We start from the raw sequence: 21,777 nt of genomic DNA, 5'->3' as shown, positions 1-21,777 counted from the left end.
GTCTTCGCCCGTCTCGCGCGTCGGCGGAGCCGGGGCGCGCGGCAATGAAGAGATGGTGCATGTGAGCGGCGCGACAGCAGGTGCCTTGCGGGACTTGGAGCCGTCGGTGGGGTGTCTGCTCGACCGGCATCTGGCGGTGGCCCGTGAGTGGTTCCCCCATCAGTACGTGCCGTGGAGCGGAGTACGGGACTTCGACGGCCCGCTGGACGATACGGGGTGGAGTGCGCAGTAGTCGGCGCTGCCGCAGGCGGTGCAGGGCGCCCTCCTTGTCAACTTGCTCACCAAGGACTATCTGCCCAGTTATCACTTCGAGATCGCGGCCCGCTTCGGCAGGGACGAGGCCTGGGGCGCTTGGGTGCACCGGTGGACGGCGGAGGGGGATCGCCACGCATGTCTCATGCGGGTGCTGTCACGTTGTTGAGCTCGGAGTGGCCTGACAGTATGTCAGGGCGTCGTGTGTCCTGCCGGGTAGCCGCTGTCGGGCGGTCGAGGGGCGTCCGGTGACCTGGGTCCAGACGGTGAAGCGTTCGGTCATCTCGGCTCGGCAGGTGCGGGCGGTGAGCTGGTGACGGCGTGGCCGGAAGTGGGGTGAGATGCCGGAGAAGGCGGACAGGAATCTCTGCGCACCGCTGACGGACCGGAAACGCCGCATAGCCCGTTCCCGTTGCCTCGTGGGCTGATGACTGATCTCCGCACGATTGTTCAAGTATTTTGAACTACGGTGCTCCACCGAGCGCATGACCTCACGGTGGGCGGCACCGTAGGAGCGGAGCCTGTCCGTCACGATCACCCGCGGCACATACTCCAGATCCTTCAGCAGGCGGCGGAAGAACTTCTTCGCGGCCCTGGCGTCCCGCTTGGCGGTCACGAGGATGCCGAGGATGTTCCCGTCCTGGTCCACGGCGCGCCACAGGTAGTGGAGCTTCCCGTTGATCTTGATGAAGACCTCGTCCATGTGCCATTTGTCGCCCGGCCGCGGGCGGCGCCGGCGCAGCCGGTTCGCGTACTCCTGCCCGAACTTGGCGCACCACCGGCGGACGGTCTCGTACGAGACCTCGACACCGCGCTCGACGAGCATCAGCTCCCCGACCTCGCGGCAGGACAGCGGGAAGCGGAAGTACAGCTACACGCAGTGGGAGATGACCTCCACCGGGAACCGGTGACCCCTGTACGACGGTGCAGCATCGCGTCCATGAACGGGCCCTCCCGGAACGGACAACCCGAAGATCATCTCATGGCAACACCGCCAACGTAACAGCACCCCTCAAGGACACCGAGACCGTGCCCCGGGTGATCGTGACGGACAAGCTCCGTTCATACGGTGCCGCCCACCGGGAGGCGATGCCGTCGGTCGAGCACCGCAGCTCGAAGTATCTGAACAACCGGGCGGAAAACTCTCATATCCCCACGCGAGAGCTCGAGCGCGGAATGAAGGGCTTCCGCCGTGTCGGCACCGCCCAGAGATTCCTCGCCTCCTTGTCCCGGATCTCACCGCACTTCCGTTACCGTCGCCACCTGATGACCGCCCCTGACTAACGCACCGAGATGACCAACCGCTTCACCATCCGGCACCAGATCACCGGCACCACACTCATGGCCACGACCGCCTGAACAGGCACCGCCAGCACTACCGGCATGCCACAACTCGCTGACTGCATAAGCAACTTGACAACCCCCGCCCGCGGTGCCACAGCAAGCCTGCCGTGCGCAACGCGCCCCTCTTACACACCGCCTCACTCCCTTTCCGGCTAGCCAGAGCTCCCCCACTATGTCCTCAGCCTGGGTGGGCGTGTTCCGGCTGATTCATCGCTGTCCGGTGGCGCCCGGCCCAAAGACGTGGGAGGAGCGGGATGAAGAGAAGCTCTGGTACGTGTTCGCGTATCGCGGTGCTGGCTGGTGTATTGGTCCCGTTGGTGGGTGGGATGGCCGCTGCCCGGCACGGGCATCGCCGGCTTCCGGGCGCGGGCCGCGCGCGTCGCAGCGGCGGGCATCTTCAATCTGGGCATCCATTACGAGCACGTAGTCATGCCGCTGCTACGGGCGCTCGACGTGCTGGCGATGGCCGGACTCGGCCCGGCCGGGCAGCAGGCACAAGAGCGGATCGGCCTGTATGCGGAGCAACTGCGGACGCAGGCGGCCCGCGCGCGCGATGTCTACGCCCGTATGAGCGCCAGCGCGATGCATCGATGACGTGAACAGGCTGTCCGCCTGCCGCGAGAACAGAACAGGAGGCACTGCATGACGCATCCAATCGAACCGCCGGTGGAGCTGTCGCCGGAGCAGCACGCGCTGCCCGAACCCCTTGTCACCCTGCTGACCAAGCACCTGAAGGTGCCCGTCTGTCCGGACGAGCTCAGCGCCACCACGACATTCGATGACCTCGGGATGGACTCCCTGTCTTTGATGGAACTCGTCGCCGCAGCGGAGGAGGAGTTCGGGATCATTCTTTCCGAGGAGACCCTGGATCTCTCCCCGTCCGCGACGCTCGGCCAAGCGGCGCGGGGTTTCCATGCTGGGAACTGAGATCGCGGTCACCGGGCTCGGCCTTGTTACCCCTGCGGGACTTACTCCGGAGGCCAACTGGGCCGCCCTCTGCGCGGGCCGCTCGACGGCAGCCGCCGATCCTGTCCTGGAAGGACTGCCTGTCGACTTCTCCTGCCAGGTCACCAGCTTCGACGCCGAAGCAGAACTTGGCCGGCTCACCCGGCGTTTGGACGATTTCATCCAATTCGCCCTGGCGGCCGCCCGGCGCGCGGTCTGCGATGCGGCTCTCGACACGCACGGTTGGCGGGCTGAGCGGGTCGGAGTCGTCCTGGGCATCGGGGGAACCAGCCTGAAAAGCTACGAGAGCGCCTTCCAGCACCTCGCAACGGGCCATCCTAGCCGGGTCTCCCCGCTCACCGTGCCGCGCAGCAACCCCAACATGGCGGCCGGTGAGGTCGCGATCGATCTGGGGGCACGCGGGCCGAACTTCACCGTCTCCACTGCCTGCGCATCGGGCGCGACCGCGATCGGTGTTGCACGGGATCTTCTGCGGTCGGGAACGTGCGACATCGTGCTGGCGGGCGGCACCGAGTCCGCCCGTTCCCGGATGACCGCCGCCTGTTTCGCACGGATGAGGGCCCTGTCCAGGCGTCGAGACCAGCCTGGCCTCGCCAGTCGGCCGTTCGACACCGCACGCGACGGATTCGTCCTCGGAGAAGGGGCCGCCGTACTTGTCCTCGAGCCCCTGGCCGTTGCCCGTTCCCGTGGTGCGCCCGTCCAGGCCCTGCTGCGCGGTTACGGAGCCAGCGCCGACGCCCACCATCCCATCGCTCCGCACCCAGAAGGAAGGGGTGCCGTCCAGGCCATGACCACGGCGCTGGAGGATGCGGGGTGCCGGCCAGGGGACATCGGGCACATCAATGCCCATGGAACCTCCACCCCCACCAACGACGCGCTGGAGGCGGCCGCCCTCGCCCGGGTCTTCGGCGATCAGTCGCCACCGGTCACCGCTCCCAAGGGCGTGATCGGTCACTCCCTCGGGGCAGCCGGTGCGATCGAGGCGGCATACACCGTTCTCGCCCTGCGTCACGCCAGCGTTCCTCCGGTGGCGAACTTCGGGGCCCAGAACGGCGATCCCAAGCTGGACATCGTGGCCGGTAGCCCACGTCCCCTGACCGCGGGCACGGGAATCAGCTGCTCGTTCGGCTTCGGCGGGCAAAACGCCGTTCTGCTGTTTGAGGCTGCGTAGTGCAAGACGGCCGACCCGGCACGACATTAGGGGGTTGGCACGAGCGGACGCGCGTCGGCGGGCCTGGCTGGTCGTGGCGTGCGCGGCGCTGGCGATGGTTCCGCCGGGGTGTTGGCGGCCGGGGCATTGGCACGGCTGAGCCCAGGAGACGCGGTCGCCCGAGGTGCCGAGGCCGAACGGGCGCAGCGGCAAGGGGGTGCCGTGCCGTCGCCCGACTTGGTCGCCCTCGGCGCCCTCGTGGACGCCGTGCTGGTGCGGCGTACTGATACCCGCCGTGTTGGCGGCCCTGGGACCCGCCAACTGGTGGATGCCCGTTAATGCCCGAACCTCACTACCGATGACCGCGTCCGCGGAGAAAGACAATGGTTGAGCGCATGACGCAGACGACACCAACACGTACCCGGAACCAAGGCACGCGCGGACCCCGGGTGGCCGCGCTCCACATCGTCTTCCCTCCCCACCGCTATCCCCAGTCACAGCTCACCGCCGCACTGACAGCCCGAATGCCGACGAAATCCGCAGCACGGACTTACCTGGCCCAGAAGGTCCAGTCCAACGCCGGAGTAACCGCCCGTCACTTCTCCTTGCCCCTGGACGAGCTCCTCGAACTCACCGGGCGCAACGACTTCACCGAAACCAACCGCGTGTGGCTCGACACCGCCCTCGAACTGGGCCAGCAGGCATTGACCGAAGCCCTGCACACGGCAGGCATGGATCCGCAAGAGGTCGACGCCCTGTTCAGCACCACCGTCACGGGTCTCGCCGTACCGTCACTGGAAGCCCGGCTGGCCCATCGCATGGGACTGCGGCAGGACATCAAACGCATCCCGCTGTTCGGCAGCGGATGCGCCGGAGGAGCCGCGGGACTTGCCCGCCTCCACGACTACCTGCGCGCCCATCCCGGCCACGTGGCCGTCCTGCTGGCGGTCGAGCTATGTTCGCTGGTATATCGGCAAAAGGACACCTCAATGGCCAACGTCGTCGCCGGCGGTCTCTTCGGGGACGGCGCAGCCGCAGTCGTGGCGGTCGGCCCGCACCGGCCCGGCACACTGGCTGGCCCCGAGCTGACGGACACCCACAGCTGGCTAGTCCCGGACACCGAAGACACCCTCGGCTGGGAGATCGGTTCCTTCGGCTTCAAGATCCTCCTCGCCCCCGAAGTACCGGTACTCACCGAGGAATACATTCCCAAGGCCGTCCACGACTTCCTCGGCCGCCACTCCCTGATCCCCAGCCAGATCAGCAGCTGGATCGTGCACGGTGGCGGGCCCAAGGTCCTCACCGCGGTCGAACGAGCCCTTGGCCTGCCCCCAGAAGCGCTGACACTCACCCGCCAGTCCCTTGCGGCTCGGGGCAACCTCTCATCTGTCTCTGTCCTGGACGTCCTGCACACAGCGTTCAAGACGCCCCCACCCCCAGGAACCCCCGGCCTCGTCATCGCTATGGGCCCGGGCTTCGCCATCGAGCAGGTCCTGCTTCACTGGTAGGCCGCTCCTCCACGTCACGGAAGGACAACGAGGCCGACCCATATCCGCGCCTGCCGCGTGCTCAACCCCACCGCTCCGTTCCACCGTGACCAGCACTTCCATGGCCCGAAGAACACCCCGCCGACAGGTCCCTAACCAGCGATGACCGCAGTTCTCAATCAGCGGCCGGAGCGTCCCGGAGAACCGGGCGGCCATTCCTTCCGAGCCATCAACGGCAACACACGATCAGCCACACCCGGTCCTCCCGGACCACCTCACATTCTTAGCTTGACGTTTAACCAGGCTGCTGCTCGTGTTCCTTGATCGTCTCGTGCTCGTTTGACGGTCTTGCCGACGTGTTGGACGGATGCGCGGTGCTTGTTGCGGCTGCCGGATGGGCGTCCGGGGCCGGGCCTGCTCGGTTTCGGTGCGGCTGCGGGACGGCCCGCCTTCCGGTGGATGTTGCGAAGCCCCCGCCGGACGCGGGCTGGGGACATGTGTTCGGGCCTGGCGGGGCGTTCCCAGGGGCGGCGCAGGTTCGGCGAGCGGGCGGGCCAGGCGGAGCTGGGTGGGGACAGCGATGATCAGCCAGGTCCACAGGTCGGCCGAGGCGGGGTCGCGAAAGCGGGGTGCGGTCCAGCCGAGGGTGTACTGCTCGCGGGCAGGGTGGAGCAACGCGCCAGCCTCCTGGTCGACCGCGCTCACCCGAAAGTGCAGGCACTGTACGAATCGTGGGGTTACCAGGAGGTCGGCCATACCGGACCGTTCGACCACGCCGAGGCCATGATCGCCATGGTGCGAATCCTGGGCCTACCCGCCAGACACGCTGATCCTCTAGGCGGGAGCCCGGCACTGAGGCGTCACCGATCACCATGGCGCGGTTTCTACTCCGCAAGTTCCAATAGCCGGACCTGCCCATCCGGCCGAACTCAAGCGTCTGGTGATGGAGGCTGTCGACGGCTACATCGACCGGGATGTCCTCGCCGAGGAAGAGGTGCGCCCGGCTCGCCAGCATCCTCGGCCAGCAGGAGAACGGCTGAAGGAGCGCATGGACTCGGTCATCGGGAAGAACCAGTGCGGCGAATCCCGTCCGGGGCGGGGCTCGGGCTGCGAGACTTGATCCTGCCCCGCTGTCCCCCGTCGGCGGGGCACCTACGCTGCAGGGGCAGGCGGCCAGCCGCGGTCAAAGAAGGCGGCCGGCGCCCAATCCGCCGAAGCGGGTGGCAAGGGCACCGGCCAACCGAAGACACACACCGCCGCGACCGGGACCCTCACCACCGCCGGAACCGGCACGGGACACGGCCGTTCCGCGGCATCCGGCTCCGGCGCAGCCAGGGCCTCGGCCGACTCCGCACGGGCAATGGCCCGCCGCTCCAATACCCCCTCTGCTTCCGCCAGTTCGCCCAGAACCCGGTCCGCCTCCATGCGTAGCTCATCGACCCGCACCCGCGCCGACATCAGGCCGCGTCACGCCGTCGTCTTGGAAGCCCGGAACGTCCGGCGGTAGGCGTTCGGCGAGACGCCGATCGCGGCGCGCACGTGCTGGCGCAGTGAGGCGGCCGTGCCGAACCCGGCGCGTTCGGCGATGTGGTCGATCGGCAGGTCAGTGGCCTCCAGCAGGTGCCGGGCCAGGTCCACGCGCTGCCGGATCAGCCAGTCGACCGGCGTCATCCCGACTTCCTGGCGGAACCTGCGGCTGAAGGTCCGCACGCTCATCCGGGCGTGGCCGGCCAGTTCCGCCAACGCGATCGGCTGGTCGAGCCGCGCCATGGCCCAGGCCCGGGTGGCCGCGGTCGCGGCCGAGGGGTCGGCCGGCACCGCCCGCTCGATGAACTGCGCCTGCCCGCCCTCGCGCCAGGGCGGCACCACGCAGTAGCGCGCGGCACCGTTGGCGACCGCGCTCCCGTGGTCCTGCCGGACGATGTGCAGGCACAGGTCGACACCCGCCGCGACCCCCGCGGAGGTCAGCACGTCACCGTCGTCCACGAACAGCACGTCCGCGTCCCACTTCACCGCCGGGAACAGCTCCTGGCAGCGCTGAGCCTCCTGCCAGTGCGTCGTCGCCGGACGGCCGTCGAGGAATCCGGCCGCGGCCAGCGGGACCGCGGCCGTGCAGAGCGACACGACCCGCGTGCTCGGCCGCAGCGTCCGCAGCGCCGCGGCCAGCGGTTCGAGCACGGAGTCGGCCGCGGCGTCCTCGGGATCCCACTGGAACGGCGCGACCACCACGGTGTCCGCGGCGGCCAGCGCCTCGGCGCCGTGGGCGACCACGAGGTCGAAGTCCTCGGCGGTGCTGACCGGTCCGCCGTCCAGCGAGCAGGTGGCCACTTCGTAGAGGCGCTCGCCGTCCGAGCCGCGCGCCGCGCGGAAGACCCGAGCGGGAATGCCGAGCTCGAAGGGATAGACGCGGGGGAGCGCCAGGACGACGACGCGGTGCACGGCCATGGCCAGATCCTTGCACACGTTGGCCATCTAGCCAATGTTGCGGCGCCGGCGCAGGCAGCAGGCTTGGTCACGTCCCGCCCGCCCGGGCACCAGCCAGCATGAAGGAGCACACTGATGCGCGCCATGAGCCAGCACACCCTCGGGGAGCCCGACGTCCTGACGCCCGTCGAGCTCGACCGCCCGGTTCCGGGCCCCAACGAGGTCCTCGTCCGGGTCCACGCCGCCGGCGTCAATGACACCGACTGGCGGCACCGCAGGACCGGCCTCTACCTCGGCGCTCCGCCGTTCGTCGTCGGCTGGGACGTGTCCGGCGTGGTCGAGGCCGTCGGCCGCGGCGTCACGCTGCACCAGCCCGCGGACGAGGTCTTCGGCATGCTCGACTACCCCCGCGGCGCCGGCGGCTACGCCGAATACGCCGTGGCGCCGGCCCGGAACTTCGTCCGGAAGCCGACGACGATCGACCACGTGCACGCCGCAGCGCTGCCGGTGGCCGGCCTCACCGCGTGGCAGGCCCTGGTCGACACCGCCGACGTCCAGCCCGGTCAGCGGGTGCTGATCCACGCCGCCGCCGGCGGCACCGGCCACGTCGCGGTCCAGGTCGCGAAGGCCCTCGGCGCGTACGTCATCGGCACGGCCAGCGCGGCCAAGCACGGCTTCGTGCGCGGTCTCGGCGCCGACGAGGTGATCGACTACCACACAGTGGACTTCGCCGAGGCCGTGAGCGACATCGACTTCGTCCTGGATGGCGTCGGCGGCGACTACTGCGTCCGCTCCCTGCGCACCATGCGCCGCGGCGGCACGCTCGTCGCCATCGTGTTCCCGCGGGACCAGGACTTCGAACCGGTGGCGAAGCAACGGGGCGTCCGCGTCGCCGAGCTGACCGTCGAAGCCGACCGGACCGGCCTGCGGGCCGTCGCCGCGCTGATCGAACAGGGACGGCTGCGCGCCGAGATCGCCAGCGTCCTGCCGCTGGCGCAGGCCGCCGAGGCTCATCGTCGGGGCGAGACCCGGCGCACGACGGGCAAGATGGTGCTCACCGTCGCCGAGTGAGCTTGATCCTTAAGGTCTGGCCAAGTCTCGTTCGTAGAGGGTGCCCGGGCGTTTGACGGTATTGCCCGCATGGTTGGACAAGCCAGGTGCTGACCAGCCGACGCCAGGGGACAGCACACGTAGCCAACGTGCCCAACACCCCTTGGATACCGTTCAGGCAAGTACAGAACTACCCACGTCGTACGCGGTCCACTCGAGCAACTGGGAGACCTCGGCGGCGGCCCCGTTGAGCGCTGTGCCCACCTTCTCGCTGTAGCTCGCGTTCAGCAGGGGAAGGACCTCGTGACGGAAGTAGTGGCGTAATGCCTGGTGGCTGTGGCCTCCGCCGTACTTGAAGTCGAGCCGCATGAAACATAGAGGCGGCATCCCGGATCGCGCGTACGTCGCGCATGCCGACTCGTTGATGCGCGGGCCCGTCGGCCTGGAGGCCATCGGGCCGGTCGATCATCCGTGACAAGACGGCTGTGCTCAGATCGGCGTCCGCAATGATCAGTCGATCTGCGCGGCCCGCGCCGCCAGCCGCTCCTCCGACGGCAGCGCGAGCAGGGCCTTGCGCGCCAGCTTGGCCGCCCGGTTGCGCTCGTTCTCCTCCCGCCGCTGAGCCTTGAGCGCCTTCTTCGCCGCGGCCTCCTGCCGCCGCTTCTCCTGCAGGCGGTGTACGTCGCCGGGTGACGGCGTGGTCGTCATCAACCTCTCCTCAAATGTGTTCAACAGAAATGTCGGTGCCGTCGACTGCGCGGTGAAGGGGCTTGCCGGGCCGGGTCAGCCCTTCGCCAGAAGGTCGCCCCCGGCAGTGAACGCGCATCGCGGGGCCGGGCGAACATCCGCTCGGTGGGATCACTGGGTCAGCTGCTGATCTCGATGCGCTGGGGCTTGGCCTTCTCGGTCTTGGGGACCTTGACGGTGAGGACGCCGTCGGCGAGTTCAGCGCTGACGTGCTCTTCGTCGGTATCCTGCGGCAGGGTCACCCGGTAGTCGAAGTGGCCGGTGCGCCGGGTACGGCTGCGCAGCACGCCGGTCCGTTCCTTCTCCTTGATCTCGCCGTGCACGGCCAGCTCGCCGGCGTTCAGCTCGATGGTGACGTCGTCCTTCTTCACCCCGGGCAAGTCGACCTCGACGAGGTAGACGTCGTCGGTCTCCTCCAGGTCGGCCAGCGGTGCCCACGATTCCCCGAGCAGGCCGCCGCCTCCGGGAACGGAGGACTGCCACAGCTGCCCCATCCGCTCGTACAGGTCCTGGAACTCCCTGAACGGGTCCCACACGGGACGGTTCTGCTCACGTCATACGGGAAGCGCCATATCCGATCATCTCCTTCCGAAAGGCTCCAGGCTGGTGACACGCCACGGCTTGCTTGCGTTCCGGAAGTCCCATCCCCAGCGCCTTGGTCCTGTCCGGATCCGCCCAGGGGCCGAAAGAGAAGTAGCCGACCTGGGCTAACTGGTGGTTTCACAAAGTCATCGTCGGGACGGACTCGTCGTGGTCCATGGGGGGTCAGATCCAGCGGTAGTTGGTGTCGTCGAGGGTCGGCAGGAGGGCCAGGGCGGCGTCAAGAGGTGCGGTGGGAGTAGCCAGCTCGGCGAGCGGAACTGGGGGGAACAGTGCCTTGTCAGCCGTGTCCTTGTAGTGGCTCCAGGTGAGGTGGCCGGCGCCAGCGGTGTCGTCGTGCCAGCGCGATCTCTTCCCCGTTGAACAGGGCTGCGGCGACGCGAATCTTGATACGGGTGAACGGCTCGGCAGAGGTCACTGAGGGGTATCTCCTTCGGTGGGCGAGGTGCTGTGGTGTCCTTTGGACAGGCGGCGCAGGCAGATGATGATGCAGCTCGCGAGTGCACAAGCCCCTGGTGCAGATCAGCGTGGTGTTCGTGGCGGATCCGCAGGCGTTTGAACTGGTGGAGCCAAGCAAAGGTTCGCTCGACGACCCACCTCGTACGTCCCAGGCCGGAGCCGTGAGCGGTGCCGCGTCTGGCGATGTGAGGCTTGACGCCGCGGTCCCGCAGAAGCCGTCGGTACTTGTCGAAGCCGAAGTCGTAGCCGCGGTCGGCGAACAGGCGCTTGGGCTTGTGACGCGGACGTCCTCGCAGTCCTCGTATGCCGGGTATCGCGTCCAGCAGGGGAATGAGCTGGGTGACATCATGACGGTGCGCGCCGGTCACAGAGGCGGCCAGCGGGGTGTCGTGCCGGTCCACGATCACGTGGTGCTTGGATCCAGGACGGCCGCGGTCGACGGGAGAGGGGCCGGCGTGATCCCCCCTTTGAGTGCGCGAACGTGGGAGCCGTCAATCGCGCAGTCGTCCCTCTCCAGCAGGCCGACTCTGCGCAGGTCTGCGAGCAGGTTCTGATGCAAGCGGGGCCATACCCCGGCTTCGGTCCAATCTCGCGATCGGCGCCAGCTTGTTACTCCAGAACAGCCCACCAGCTGGGCAGGGACGTCTCGCCAAGCAACCCCCGTCCGCAGGACGTAGACGATGCCGCCCAAGGCAACCCGATCGGGTGTCCGAAGCCGACCAGGGTGGCGGGGCCTGCGAACAGGTGGCGGTGGCAGCAACGGAGCTACGCCCTGCCAAAGTACATCCGGAACAAGGTCTGCAGACACAGAGCAGACCCTGCCCAACAACAGACGGTGTCCACTTCCCAGTTTCGGGACAGGCAGGGACTTGTCCAGTGCTGTCCACACCCGTCCACCCGGTCCTGCCGCAGGTGTACGGCGTCAGGGGGAGCCTATGGGTACGGTTGCATCGGGGCGACGAGCGCTGCGATGGGCGTCAGCCGCTGACAGCCCGTCGGCGGTTGACGCTCGTCGCACTCTGTCTGACCTGCGGGGGCGTGGTCATGGCGCCCGCAGGGCCGTCATGGGTGAGACCGCTGCCGAACGCAGGACCGGGATCACTGAGGCACCCAGCACGAGGGCCAGGGCGCCCACCAGCGTCAGGGCCAACTGGCCGTACGGGATCGTGAGGCTGCTGAGACCGGGCAGTGCGCCGAGCATCATCGCGCCGTAGAGCGAGCCCAGCGTGACGCCGGGGACGGCTGCGTACAGGCCGAGCAGTCCGCCTTCCCAGGCCAGCACGGAGCGTAGACGTGAGTCGCGCATGCCCACCCCTCGCAGGACACCGTTCTCTCTCTCGCGTTCTGTCGAGGACAGGGTCAGGGTGATCGCGACACCTACGAGCGACACCAGCATGGTGATGCCGACCAGCCCCAGTGCCATGATCCGTAGCTGGTCGATGGTCTGTCGCAGGGCGGCCCTGTCTTCGCCCTGGTAGGTGATGTGGAGGGACGCGTTCAGCGGCAGCGCCTTGTCCAGCGGGGCGCGCAGGGACGACGGGTTGTCCGGGTGGACGGCGGTGATGTACAAGGACCGTACCGGGGTGTGAGGCGCCAGTTCGGCGAAGTCCCCTGGCAGGACGGCGACATCGCCCAGCAGGGGGGAGGTGTCGTCCGGGTGGATCAGGCCCACTTCGGCGCTGGACTTCCGGTCGCCGGACACCTGCAGCGAGATCCGGTCGCCGGGGCGGACCCCGAGCGCCTCCGCCAGGGACGTGGAGACGGCTGCTTGGCCGTGCCGTAGGCCTCGGCCGTGGGGGTCCGGTCGGCTGTCGGCGAGCAGGGCCGGGATCGCGCCAGGGTCGAGGCCACGGACATCGATGTCCTGGTGGCGGCCGTTGCCGCCGAGGGCAACGCCGTCCGCTCGGGTGACGGGCACTGCCGCGCGGGTCTCGGGCAGTGCCGCCACGGCGTCCACCACAGCCGGGGTCAGGGCCGACGAGCCGGTGGGCGACGCGTCGAGCACGACGTCGAGCGGGTCGCGCTCCCGCAGCCGCTGGTCCGTTCCCTTCTCCACCGAAGCCAGTGCCACAAGCACTGCGGCGACCATGGTGATGCCCAGGGTGAGGACCGTCGCGCAGGCCGCGGTCCGGCGCGCGGCACCACCCAGGTTGCGCAACGCCAGAACACCGTCCAGCCCCGCCGCCGCCCGCACGGGCCGGTGGAGGGCGCGCGTCGCGCGGCGCAGCAGTGCAGGGCCGAGCGCGAGGAGACAGCCGAACAGAGCGATCGCGGAGGCGAGTGAGCCGAGCGCCGCCGCGGCACCGTCCGGGCCACCGAGACCGGCGAGGCCGACGAGGAGGAGCGCCAAGCCCAGGCAGAGCGCTCCGATGAGCGCGCGCGTCCGGCCGGTACGGTCCGCTACGTGGCGGGTGCTCGCCACGGACAGGGCGGCGACCGGTGCGACGCGCGCCGCGGCTCTCGCTGCCGGCATGGCCGCGGCGAGGGCGGCGAGTACGGAGACGAGCACACATCCGGACAGGGCCGGCGGTGAGATCTCGGGGCCGGGCAGGCCTCCGATTCCGGTGACCGCGAAGGAGCAGCCGATCGCCGTGGCCGTCCCGACCGCACCGGCGACCAGGCCGGAACCCGCGGCCTGCAGCAGCATGGACCGCGCCACCTGCCCTGGCCTGGCGCCCACGCAGCGCAGCAGGGCCAGCCGGGTCTGGTCCCGGACGAGCAGCACCCGGTACGTCGTGGAGACGATGAAGGTTCCGGCGAGCAGGGCCACCAAGACGAAGATCGTGAGCAGGGTGGACACGGTGGCGACACGCTTGGATCCGCTCCCCTCCGCCCGCAGTTCCGAGGCGGTACGTACGGAGAAGTGCGTGCCCAGCTCGCCTTGTACCGCAGCCGCCACCTCGGCGGCGGGGCGGTCCGCGACGCGGAGCAGCGCCTGTTGCCAGCCGTCGGTGCCCAGCCATGAACGGGCGTTGGCAGGCGTGGTCAGCACGGCGGCTCCCGTGGCCGAAGGAGCCTGGACGACACCCGAGACCGTCACGGTCACCGTGCGGGCCGGAGCGCTCCGGGAGGTAGCCGGGCCGTCCCCGGCCCGGGCGACGAGTGTGATCCGGCTGCCGACTCCCATCCCCGGGAGGCCGGCCAGCGCCCGGGTGAGCACGACTTCGCCCGGCCCGTCGGGGAGGGTGCCCCGCAACGGGCGGACGGCGGACTGCGGTCCTGTGAGTGCCGTGCCGACCAACGGGTAGGGGTCACGGCCCGCGCCCTGCACAAGCACGCTGCCCGTGGCCACGGGTTGGACCCCGGCTACCCCCGGTGCCTTCCCGAGTTCCTCGACCTGCTTGTCGTCGAGCGGCCGGTCGCCGTCCGCGCCGACCACCACGGCCGTCCCCGCGGCGACCGTCGAGAGGTCATCGGCCAACTGCCGCTTCATGGTGTCGGTCAAGATGATCGAACCGGCCAGGAAGAACGCGGTGACCATCAGTGTGCAGCCGGTGAGCAGCAGCCGTGAGGGCCTCGCCGCGATCTGCCGTACAGCCGCCTTGGTCAGCCCCGATGCCATCAACGCCCTCACCGCTTGACCGGTTTCTGGAGTGCGTCGAGCACGGACTCGGGAGTGGGTCCGTCGACCCTGCCGCTGACGCGGCCGTCCAGCAGCAGCACGGCGCGGTCGCAGTACGAGGCCGCCACCGGGTCGTGCGTGACCATCACCACCGTCTGACCGAACTCGCGGGTGGAGTACCGCAGGAACTCCAGTACATCTCGGCCGGACCTGGCGTCCAGGTTCCCGGTGGGCTCGTCCGCGAAGACGACTGCGGGACGGGCCGCCAGCGCGCGAGCGATGCCGATGCGCTGCTGTTGCCCACCGGACAACTGCGAAGGGCGACGGGAGAGTTGGTCACCAATCTGCAGGGCGCTCACGAGCGTGTCCAGCCAGCCCTGGTCGGGGCGGCGGCCTGCTATCTCCAGCGGCAGCAGGATGTTCTCGGAGCCGTTCAACTCCGGTAGCAGGTGGTACTGCTGGAAGACGAATCCGATGCGATCGCGACGCAGGTCCGTGCGCTGCCGCTCGGACAGCGCAGTGATCTCGGTGTCTTCCAGGGTGATCGTGCCGGAGGACGGACGGTCCAGGCCGGCGAGGCAGTGCATCAGGGTGGACTTCCCGGATCCGGAAGGTCCCATGACAGCCAGGAAGCTTCCCTTGTCGATCTCCAGGTCGACTCCGCGCAGCGCCTGGACGCCTACCTCCGCCGTGGTGCCGGGGTTGTCCGCGCCGTACACCTTGGTGACGGCCCTCGCGCGGACCGCCGTACGGGCGGACACGCTCGTCAAGGTCATCGGATCAGCCCTTCAGGGAGACGGAGCACGACAGGTATCCCTTGGCGTCGGGCTTCTTCTCCTCGTCCTTGAGCTTGTCGTCGACGTAGATGCGGCAGGAGGTGCCAGGTTCGGGGTCTTTGACGCTCACCTGGTTGAAGCCGAACCCGACGTTCTGGGCCTTGGTCCAGGGCAGTTTCTGAACGAAAGTGGTCTTCCCGTTGTTGTCGCCGGAGAAGCTGTAGACGACGTTGGCACTGCCGGGGCCTGCCACCTCCATCTTCACGTCATAGCTGGGGCCCAGCGCGCCGCAGCCGGTGAGTGACACGGCTGCCGCAGCCAGGGAAACGGCCGTCAGCAGGGATGTGACATGAGTACGGAACGCGGGGAACGTCACGGAAGCTCCTGGTGAGGGGAGGGAAGTGCGCCTTGCACAGGCATCATTCTGCGGAGCGGCCGACGGGTCGCGATGCCGCCGAAAGACCGTATTCGCTCCAGCGGCATCAGCCGAAAGTACGTACCGGCCCTCCCCCTCCAGGGGTCGGCCAGCGGCCGTCTAGACTTCTCGCCGTGCCCCGCTCTCTCCGGCTGACCCGCCCTGCGACGGTAGCCGCGCTGGGTCTGTGCGCGCTGCTCGTGCTGCTCGACACGGCTGTGGTGAGCGTCAGCTACATCGGCCTGGCGGTCGTCGCGAGCGGGGTCACGGCCCTGGCCGCCGCCGCTGCGCAGGTGCGGCTGTACCGGTTCGGCCGGCAATGGACGGCCTGCACGCTGTCCGTCGTCGTGGCGACCCTCTCGCTGCTGACCACGTCCCTGGTGGAGGGCACCGTGCTGCAGCGCACCCCCGGGTGGGCGGAACTCGTCGGCCTGCTGGTGCTGCTGTGTCTTTCCTGCCGGTACGGGCGTCCTGTGCCGCTCGTGTTGTCGGCGGTCCCGCTCTTCGTGGCGGTGGTACGGATCGAGGGCCGCGCCCCAGCGCTGTCGGATCTACCGCTGCTCAAGGACATCGACGGCCTGTTCACCCTGCTTCCGGTGGCTTTCGCACTGCTGGGCGGCTACCTGCGAACCGAGGACGGCCGACGCCGGACCGCGGCGCAGAACGTACGCCAGGCGGAACGCCTCGACCTCGCCCGCGACTTGCACGATCACGTGGCCCACTACGTCACAGCGGTCGTCGTCCAGGCTCAGGCCGGTGAACACATCGCGGAACGTGACCCGGCCACGGCACGCAAGCTGTTCGCCAACATCGAGCAGACCGGCCAGGAAGGACTGGTGGCGATGAGCCGCATGGTCCGGCTTCTGCGTGAAGCGGACGGAGCCATGGCGGAGGCACCCGTCACCCCCGTGATGACGAGGATCGAGGCGCTCGTCCGCCAGTTCAGCGGCACCGGACAACACGCCTGGCTGGACGTGGCCGACGACGTGGACGGTGCCGTCTGGTCGACGCAACTCGCCAAGACGGTGGAACGACTGGTCCAGGAGGGCCTGACCAACATCCGCAAGCACGCCCGTACGGCGACCACCGTGCATGTCAGGCTGGAGACCGACGGAGACCGACTCGTCGTCCGCGTGCGTGACAACGCGGTCGGTCAGCAACGCGGGCGGGTGTGGTTCCGCCCCAGCGGCTTCGGCATGGTCGGCCTGTCGGAGCGGGTGGCCGAACTGGGTGGTGAGCTCAGCAGCGGCCGCATGCCCGAGGGCGGCTGGGAGCTGGCTGCGTCTGTGCCTGTGAAGTGAGGGAGTGGGAAGCCGTAGTGAGTGTCTCTGTGGTGATCGCCGACGATCAGGAGATGGTGCGGATGGGCTTCCGCCTCATCCTGGAGGGGCAGGAGGACATCTCCGTGGTCGGGGAGGCATCCGACGGTGTCGAGGCGGTCGAGGCAGTTCACCGACTGCGGCCGGACGTCTGCCTGATGGACATCCGCATGCCGAGGCTGGACGGTCTGGAGGCGACCAGGCGACTGCGCCAGGCAGAGAGAGCTGCGACGGACGGCACCAAGATCGTCATCCTGACGACGTTCGACATGGACGAGTACGTCTACGGAGCGATCCGCGCCGGCGCCAGCGGCTTCGTGGTCAAGAACTCCGGCCCCCGACTGCTGATCGAAGCGGTGCACGCCGCGGTCAGCGGTGACGCTCTCATCTCGCCGTCCGTCACCGTCCGGCTCCTGGAACACCTGAGCAGACCGTCGCGCGCCGAGACCGGAGCCGCCGCCGCACGACGGCTCTCCCCCCAGGAACTCAAGGTCGTGAGCCTGGTCGCCCGCGGACACACGAACAGCGAGATCGCCGAACGGCTGACTCTCTCGCTCAGCACCATCAAGAGTCACCTCAGCCGGGTCCAGGACAAACTACCGGCCCGCAACCGTGTGGAGATCGCAGCCTGGGCCTGGGAACACGGCGTCGTCGGCTGAAGCCGCCGCGGCCCTGAGCCGTTGTCGTGGTCGGAGAGTGCATCCGTGCCGGTCAGGCAGGCATGCCGGTGGGAGGCAGCGGGGCAGGGCCGGAGTGCGGTGGCAGTACCAGGGCAGGATGCCGAGCATCACGTTGGCGGGAGTACGCGTGCCCTTCGGGCGTTCAGGATGGGCGCAGGGAACAGGCCTGCGGGTCGATGCCGCTCAAATCGGTCTGGTGGCGGTAGCCGCCCTGCCGGATGGAGCCGGCAGGCAGATTTCCGCGCACGGCCATGTCGACGGCCCACTCGGCCCGGTGGGGAGTGGGCCGCAACGCCTGCGCCTTGCCGTCGTCGCGGGAGACGGAGCACCAGCCGCCGGGGTCGGTGGGGTCGTGCGGCACGGCGGCGCCCGCGGTCCGCGTCAGCTGCGTGTGCTTGCCGGTGGCCGAGCCTGACGTAGTGCTGGCGATCAGCGCAGGCGACAGGCTGCCCCCTCCGGCCGACTTCGTTGCACCGGCGACGTGCTGGCTGATCGTGACGCCTGTGCTGGTGACCGCGGATGCCACCGTCACCGGCGTACCCGCTGCCACCATGGCGGGTGCCTGCGCCGGAGTGTCCTGAGCTGTGGATTCGGTCCTGGTGAAACCATGCCCGCGTTCCCGAGCCGCTCAAGCCCTGCCCATATGCCAGGAGGCACTGGGCCGGTGACCGCCCCGTCCGGTCACCCCGCGGCGGCTGGGGCCGGGGTGCCGGGTTCGGGCAGCAGGCGGTAGCGGCCCTCGTCGCGGCGCACCAGGCCGGCGGTCGGGTGGGGGAAGTGGGTGCCGAGAAGCAGGTCGTCGGTGTCGGCCAGGTTGTCGAGGAGACGGCGGCGACTGTTCACGGCCTGCTCGGGGTCGATGTCGACGCAGCTGGTCAGGTGGGGATGGGACAGCTGCACGGGGTGGTGGATGCTGTCGCCTGTGATCAGGGCCGAGCGGTCGGCGCCGTGCAGTTCCACGGCGATCTGGCCCGGGGTGTGCCCGGCGGCGGGGACCAGGCGGATGCCTGCCGCCACCTGGTGTCCCTCGGCGGGAACGTCGGCGAGGCCGAACTGCCCGTTGTCGTGGACGGGCAGGACCGAATCGCGGAACATCTGCCGGCGGTTGGCGTCCAGGTCGGCGGCTGCCCAGTAGTCCCACTCCGTACGGCTGGTCAGGTAGCGGGCGTTGGGGAAGCTCGGTACCCAACGGTCGCCGTCCAGGCGGGTGTTCCAGCCGACGTGATCGGTGTGCAGATGCGTGATGATCACCAGGTCCACCGATTCGGGCGCGAATCCCGCAGCCGTGAGGCGCCGCAGGTAGTCGGTGTCGAGGCCGTTCCAGGCGGGGGTGGCACGCTCCTTGCCGTTGCCGATGCCGGTGTCCACGAGGATACGCAGGCCCCCGGCCTCGACGGCGAAGGTGTGGCTGGCGAGGTAGGGCACCTCGGCGTCGGCGAAGTCGGGGCGCAGCCACGGCGCTTCGTCGATGACGTCCTTGGTGGCCTCGGGGAGGAGCCAGGGGCCGGTCTGCCGGGGCAGCGCGATCTCGTCGATCCGGTGGACGGTGATCTCGCCCAGGTCCCAGGAGACGTGGATGTCGGCGGGGCTGGGCTGGTTGTGGGTCATCGGTCTGCCTTTCGGTGAGCTGTCCGGCCGGTGCGGCGTACGGGGTCTGCGCGAGGGGTCGGTCGGCGAGGTCTGTGCGAGGGGTCAGTCGGTGGCGGGCCGGCGCCGGGTCAGGGGTGGTACGGCGAGGGCGGTCAGGGCCAGGAGGACGACGGTGGCGCCGTAGAGGGACACGGCGGTGGTGAGGCCGTACCGGTTCGTCAGGATTCCGGCGAGGATCGCCGGGATGCTCATGGCGAGGTAGCTCAGCACGTAGTAGGCGGCGAGCGTCCCGGCGCTCTCGTCGGCTGCCGCCCTGGACAGCAGCTGGCGCAGCGTGCCCTGGGTCACCGCCCCGAAGCCCACCCCGGAGAGCACCGTGCCGGCGAACAGCGCGACCAGGCTGTGCTGGTAGGGGCTGCTGAGGGTCAGCAGGGCGCCGGGGATGAGCATCGCCGCACCGCCGGTGCTCGCCGTGCTCGCGGGCAGCGTCCTGGCGGCGACCACCGCCAGGGCAGCGGCGGAGCTCAGGGCGAAGAAGACCAGGCCGCCGACGGCCCGGGGCGCGAGGGGATCGATCGTGCGGGCCAGGCCGGGGCCGAGTGAGGAGTAGAAGCCGCCGAGGGCCCAGGCGGCGATCACACCGGGGGCGCTGAGCAGCATCGTCCGGCGGGCGGAGGGGGCGATGGCGATGCGGGGGCGCAGGGAGCGCCACGCCCCCGGGTGCGGGTGCGCCGTCTCCGGGGTGAGGGCGAGGGCGGCGGCCTGGGCGGTGAACAGTGCGAGCAGCACGAGGTAGACGGTGTGCGTCGGTGCGGGGGCGTACTGGACGAGAGCGGTGGAGGCCAGCACGCCGGCCGCCATGCCGCTCACCGGGGTGACGCTGTTGGCCAGCGCGGCCCGGCCCGGGCGGCCGGGGTACTCGAAGTCGAGCAGCGCGGCCCCGGCTGCTCCGGACGCCGCGCCGGTGGCCAGGCCCTGGACGATCCGGGCGGCGATGAGCTCGGCCACTCCGTGCGCGGTGGCGAAGACCGCCATGGCGGCGGCCTCGGCGAGCAGCGCCCCGGCGAGCACCGGGCGGCGGCCCAGGTAGTCGGAGAGGGTGCCGACGGCGAGCAGTGCCACGAGCAGGGCGAGCGCGTAGGCGCTGAACACGACCGTGACCGTGAGGGCCGAGAAGTGCCACTCGGCCTGGTAGAGGGCGTAGAGCGGCGTCGGCGCGCTGGAGGCGGCCAGCAGGCCGACCAGGATGGAGGCTTGGAGGGTGAAGGACCCCCGGCGGCGCCGCAGTGTGAGGGGGCAGGACTGGGTGGCTGTGAGGACGGGCACGGAACATCTCCGAACGAGCTTAAAGCAACGTCTTAGCGATAAGAAGCCTAGCCGCCACACAGCCACTAACGCAACGGATTCGCTTTTATGAGTGAACACCGGCGGCGGGCGCCGCCGGGCAGCCGCCGGTACATCTCGCCGACGCATCGCGGCCGACGCCGCGCCCGCAGGACGGACGGCCGCGCGTCCGGACGCTCAGGACGGTCCGAGCGCCGCCGCGACCAGGCGGTGGACGTACTCCACCGACAGGCCGTCGGGGCGGAAGAGGATGCGATACATCACCGGCGCCACCACGCGGTCCAGCAGTCCCTCCACGTCCGGCACCGCCTCGCCGCGCCCGGCCGCGCGCACCCCGATCGCCTTCAACTGCTCGACCGCGTAGTCGGAGCAGCGGACTGCACCGCCGCCCGCCGGGTCGCCGGCCAGCGCGTCGTGGATGTAAAGCACACCCACCGGCGAGGACATCTCCTCCAGGAACTGCTCCGCCCATGCCAGAAGATCCGCCCGGAGACTGCCGTGGTCGGCCGGGGGCGCCTCCGGGCGCAGCCGCTGCACCGCCACATCGGACAGCAGCGTCTGCAGATCGCCCCAGCGCCGGTAGACCGTCGAGGGAGTGACTCCCGCGCGAGCGGCGATCAGGGGCACGGTCAGCCCGGCCCGCCCGACCTCGGCCTCCAGTTCCCGCACGGCCTGGTGCACAGACTGCTGGACGCGCGCGCTGCGGCCGCCGGGGCGTACTGCGTTTCGGATAGCCATGACACCCACTCTAACGCGAATGGTTTGCGTCAAGCATGGCCGAGTCCTACTCTTCATGGGCGCCTGGACCGAGGGCGCGCCGCGTGGCCCTGCTGGGCGGTCCGCCCCTGTCTGTTGCCGCTACCGCCCCCTTCGGGAGATCCTCAACCATGCCCATGGTCAACTCCGGCTTCAGCATCCTGTCCGAGGACTTCGCCGCCGACCCCTACCCCCACTTCGCGTGGCTGAGGGACCAGGCACCGGTGCACTACGAGCCGGCGATCGACAGTTACTTCCTCTCCCGCTACCAGGACGTGAAGCGGGTGCTGACCAATGATCAGAAGTTCACCACCCAAACGCTTCAGGTACGTGCCGAGCCAGTGATGCGTGGTCGGGTCCTCGCCCAGATGGCCGGCGCCGAGCACACCGCCAAGCGGAAGATCGTGGTGCGCGCGTTCACCGGACGGGCCCTGCAAGACCAGATACGCGCCATCCACGCCAACGCCGCCGAGCTCATCGCACCCTTTCTTCCCAGGGGACGGCTAGAGCGTGTCTCTTTGATGGGTTCGTCAGTTGATCGGATGTGTCCGTCCGATTAGTGATCACCGATGCGATGTGGGACCGGATCGAGCCGCTGATGCCGACCGATCCGGTCCGCGGACGGCGGTGGGCTGACCATCGCCGCACCCTTGAGGCCATCGCGTGGAAGTACCGCACCAACTCGCCCTGGCGGGACCTGCCCGACGAGCTCGGCCCGTTCCAGACCGCCCACAAACGGCTGATCAGGTGGGCTGTCGACGGTACCTGGGAGACGATCCTTGCCGCCGTTCTGTCAGCGGCGGACGCCGACGACGACATCGACTGGACGGTGTCGGTGGACTCCACCGTCGTCCGG

The 21,777-nt window shown here is 69.4% G+C and carries 23 protein-coding genes and 4 pseudogenes; 12 read left to right on the top strand and 15 right to left on the bottom strand.

Translation table 11 applies throughout. From position 1 onward, the window contains the following. The first annotated feature begins 238 nt into the window (after positions 1-238). The gene (locus ABT171_RS42055; protein WP_503078601.1) at positions 239-421 is read left to right on the top strand and encodes an acyl-ACP desaturase; all 183 of its coding nucleotides are present in this window, start codon (positions 239-241) and stop codon (positions 419-421) included. On the opposite strand, the pseudogene ABT171_RS38755 reads toward ABT171_RS42055, so the two are convergent. Further along, positions 410-1,231 (bottom strand): annotated as a pseudogene (locus ABT171_RS38755) (IS6 family transposase). The gene ABT171_RS42055 and the pseudogene ABT171_RS38755 sit on opposite strands and share 12 nt — an antisense overlap. Here ABT171_RS38755 and ABT171_RS38750 point away from each other — a divergent pair. The 5 genes and pseudogenes from ABT171_RS38750 to ABT171_RS38730 form a co-directional block, all read left to right on the top strand. Continuing rightward, positions 1,177-1,533, top strand: a pseudogene (locus ABT171_RS38750) (DDE-type integrase/transposase/recombinase); the annotation flags it as partial. The pseudogenes ABT171_RS38755 and ABT171_RS38750 sit on opposite strands and share 55 nt — an antisense overlap. 384 nt (positions 1,534-1,917) lie before the next feature. Continuing rightward, positions 1,918-2,190: a ferritin family protein gene (locus ABT171_RS38745; protein WP_351251237.1), complete on the top strand. Its 273-nt coding sequence runs from the start codon at positions 1,918-1,920 to the stop codon at positions 2,188-2,190. Between the two features lie 48 nt (positions 2,191-2,238). After that, positions 2,239-2,523 (top strand): acyl carrier protein, encoded by a 285-nt coding sequence (locus ABT171_RS38740; protein ID WP_351251235.1) that lies wholly within the window; start codon positions 2,239-2,241, stop codon positions 2,521-2,523. Beyond that, positions 2,510-3,733 (top strand): beta-ketoacyl-[acyl-carrier-protein] synthase family protein, encoded by a 1,224-nt coding sequence (locus ABT171_RS38735; RefSeq protein ID WP_351251233.1) that lies wholly within the window; start codon positions 2,510-2,512, stop codon positions 3,731-3,733. Before ABT171_RS38740 ends, ABT171_RS38735 begins: the two co-directional genes overlap by 14 nt. 362 nt (positions 3,734-4,095) lie before the next feature. Further along, positions 4,096-5,220: a type III polyketide synthase gene (locus tag ABT171_RS38730; protein ID WP_503078599.1), complete on the top strand. Its 1,125-nt coding sequence runs from the start codon at positions 4,096-4,098 to the stop codon at positions 5,218-5,220. Positions 5,221-5,494: 274 nt separating this feature from the next. On the opposite strand, the pseudogene ABT171_RS38725 reads toward ABT171_RS38730, so the two are convergent. Next, positions 5,495-5,847, bottom strand: a pseudogene (locus ABT171_RS38725) (NF041680 family putative transposase); the annotation flags it as partial. A gap of 295 nt (positions 5,848-6,142) precedes the next feature. Between ABT171_RS38725 and ABT171_RS38720 the strand changes: the two are divergent. Beyond that, positions 6,143-6,319: a hypothetical protein gene (locus ABT171_RS38720; protein ID WP_351251229.1), complete on the top strand. Its 177-nt coding sequence runs from the start codon at positions 6,143-6,145 to the stop codon at positions 6,317-6,319. A gap of 347 nt (positions 6,320-6,666) precedes the next feature. Here ABT171_RS38720 and ABT171_RS38715 read toward each other — a convergent pair whose 3' ends face one another. After that, positions 6,667-7,671 (bottom strand): GlxA family transcriptional regulator, encoded by a 1,005-nt coding sequence (locus ABT171_RS38715; RefSeq protein WP_351251227.1) that lies wholly within the window; start codon positions 7,669-7,671, stop codon positions 6,667-6,669. Between the two features lie 87 nt (positions 7,672-7,758). Here ABT171_RS38715 and ABT171_RS38710 point away from each other — a divergent pair, with 87 nt between their 5' ends. Beyond that, entirely contained in the window at positions 7,759-8,694 is a 936-nt protein-coding gene (locus tag ABT171_RS38710; protein WP_351251225.1) for an NADP-dependent oxidoreductase, read from the top strand. A 153-nt stretch (positions 8,695-8,847) separates the two neighbouring features. Here the strand turns inward: ABT171_RS38710 and ABT171_RS38705 are convergent, their stop codons facing one another. From ABT171_RS38705 to ABT171_RS38670, 8 genes and pseudogenes are all read right to left on the bottom strand, one after another. Then, on the bottom strand, positions 8,848-9,126 hold the full coding sequence (locus ABT171_RS38705; protein ID WP_351251223.1) for a hypothetical protein: 279 nt from the start codon (positions 9,124-9,126) through the stop codon (positions 8,848-8,850). A 57-nt stretch (positions 9,127-9,183) separates the two neighbouring features. Then, positions 9,184-9,381: a hypothetical protein gene (locus ABT171_RS38700; protein WP_351251221.1), complete on the bottom strand. Its 198-nt coding sequence runs from the start codon at positions 9,379-9,381 to the stop codon at positions 9,184-9,186. A gap of 158 nt (positions 9,382-9,539) precedes the next feature. Next, positions 9,540-9,956 (bottom strand): Hsp20/alpha crystallin family protein, encoded by a 417-nt coding sequence (locus ABT171_RS38695; protein ID WP_351251219.1) that lies wholly within the window; start codon positions 9,954-9,956, stop codon positions 9,540-9,542. Between the two features lie 344 nt (positions 9,957-10,300). Further along, positions 10,301-10,438 carry a hypothetical protein gene (locus ABT171_RS38690; protein ID WP_351251217.1) on the bottom strand — a complete coding sequence of 46 codons (138 nt, stop codon included), beginning with the start codon at positions 10,436-10,438 and terminating at the stop codon, positions 10,301-10,303. Next, positions 10,435-11,287, bottom strand: a pseudogene (locus tag ABT171_RS38685) (IS5 family transposase). The gene ABT171_RS38690 and the pseudogene ABT171_RS38685 overlap by 4 nt, the downstream one beginning before the upstream one ends. A 234-nt stretch (positions 11,288-11,521) precedes the next feature. Beyond that, positions 11,522-14,041 carry an FtsX-like permease family protein gene (locus tag ABT171_RS38680; protein ID WP_351251215.1) on the bottom strand — a complete coding sequence of 840 codons (2,520 nt, stop codon included), beginning with the start codon at positions 14,039-14,041 and terminating at the stop codon, positions 11,522-11,524. 8 nt (positions 14,042-14,049) lie between these two features. Next, a complete protein-coding gene (locus ABT171_RS38675) occupies positions 14,050-14,817 on the bottom strand; it encodes an ABC transporter ATP-binding protein (RefSeq protein ID WP_351251213.1) in 768 nt (255 codons plus the stop codon). Positions 14,818-14,821: 4 nt separating this feature from the next. Beyond that, positions 14,822-15,193, bottom strand: a complete 372-nt coding sequence (locus ABT171_RS38670; protein WP_351251211.1) for an MmpS family transport accessory protein — start codon at positions 15,191-15,193, stop codon at positions 14,822-14,824. Between the two features lie 173 nt (positions 15,194-15,366). Here ABT171_RS38670 and ABT171_RS38665 point away from each other — a divergent pair, with 173 nt between their 5' ends. Both ABT171_RS38665 and ABT171_RS38660 read left to right on the top strand, forming a co-directional pair. Next, positions 15,367-16,533, top strand: a complete 1,167-nt coding sequence (locus ABT171_RS38665; RefSeq protein WP_351251209.1) for a sensor histidine kinase — start codon at positions 15,367-15,369, stop codon at positions 16,531-16,533. A gap of 17 nt (positions 16,534-16,550) precedes the next feature. Next, the gene (locus tag ABT171_RS38660; RefSeq protein WP_351251207.1) at positions 16,551-17,210 is read left to right on the top strand and encodes a response regulator transcription factor; all 660 of its coding nucleotides are present in this window, start codon (positions 16,551-16,553) and stop codon (positions 17,208-17,210) included. Positions 17,211-17,373: 163 nt separating this feature from the next. Here ABT171_RS38660 and ABT171_RS38655 read toward each other — a convergent pair whose 3' ends face one another. The 4 genes from ABT171_RS38655 to ABT171_RS38640 all read right to left on the bottom strand — a co-directional run bounded on the left by ABT171_RS38655 (position 17,374) and on the right by ABT171_RS38640 (position 20,903). Then, positions 17,374-17,757 (bottom strand): hypothetical protein, encoded by a 384-nt coding sequence (locus ABT171_RS38655; RefSeq protein ID WP_351251205.1) that lies wholly within the window; start codon positions 17,755-17,757, stop codon positions 17,374-17,376. Positions 17,758-17,912: 155 nt separating this feature from the next. Next, positions 17,913-18,839, bottom strand: coding sequence for an MBL fold metallo-hydrolase (locus tag ABT171_RS38650; protein WP_351251203.1), 927 nt, complete (start codon positions 18,837-18,839; stop codon positions 17,913-17,915). 84 nt (positions 18,840-18,923) lie between these two features. Next, positions 18,924-20,147, bottom strand: a complete 1,224-nt coding sequence (locus ABT171_RS38645; RefSeq protein WP_351251201.1) for an MFS transporter — start codon at positions 20,145-20,147, stop codon at positions 18,924-18,926. A gap of 195 nt (positions 20,148-20,342) precedes the next feature. Continuing rightward, positions 20,343-20,903, bottom strand: coding sequence for a TetR/AcrR family transcriptional regulator (locus tag ABT171_RS38640; RefSeq protein ID WP_351251199.1), 561 nt, complete (start codon positions 20,901-20,903; stop codon positions 20,343-20,345). Positions 20,904-21,052: 149 nt separating this feature from the next. Here ABT171_RS38640 and ABT171_RS38635 point away from each other — a divergent pair, with 149 nt between their 5' ends. Both ABT171_RS38635 and ABT171_RS38630 read left to right on the top strand, forming a co-directional pair. After that, a complete protein-coding gene (locus ABT171_RS38635; RefSeq protein WP_351251197.1) occupies positions 21,053-21,481 on the top strand; it encodes a cytochrome P450 family protein in 429 nt (142 codons plus the stop codon). Continuing rightward, on the top strand, positions 21,466-21,777 hold a 312-nt coding region (locus ABT171_RS38630; RefSeq protein ID WP_351251195.1), incomplete at its 3' end, for a transposase. The genes ABT171_RS38635 and ABT171_RS38630, both read left to right, overlap by 16 nt.

This window comes from Streptomyces sp. NPDC001851, assembly GCF_040297165.1.
Taxonomy (GTDB): domain Bacteria; phylum Actinomycetota; class Actinomycetes; order Streptomycetales; family Streptomycetaceae; genus Streptomyces.
This window is presented reverse-complemented; position numbering and strand designations above follow the sequence as displayed.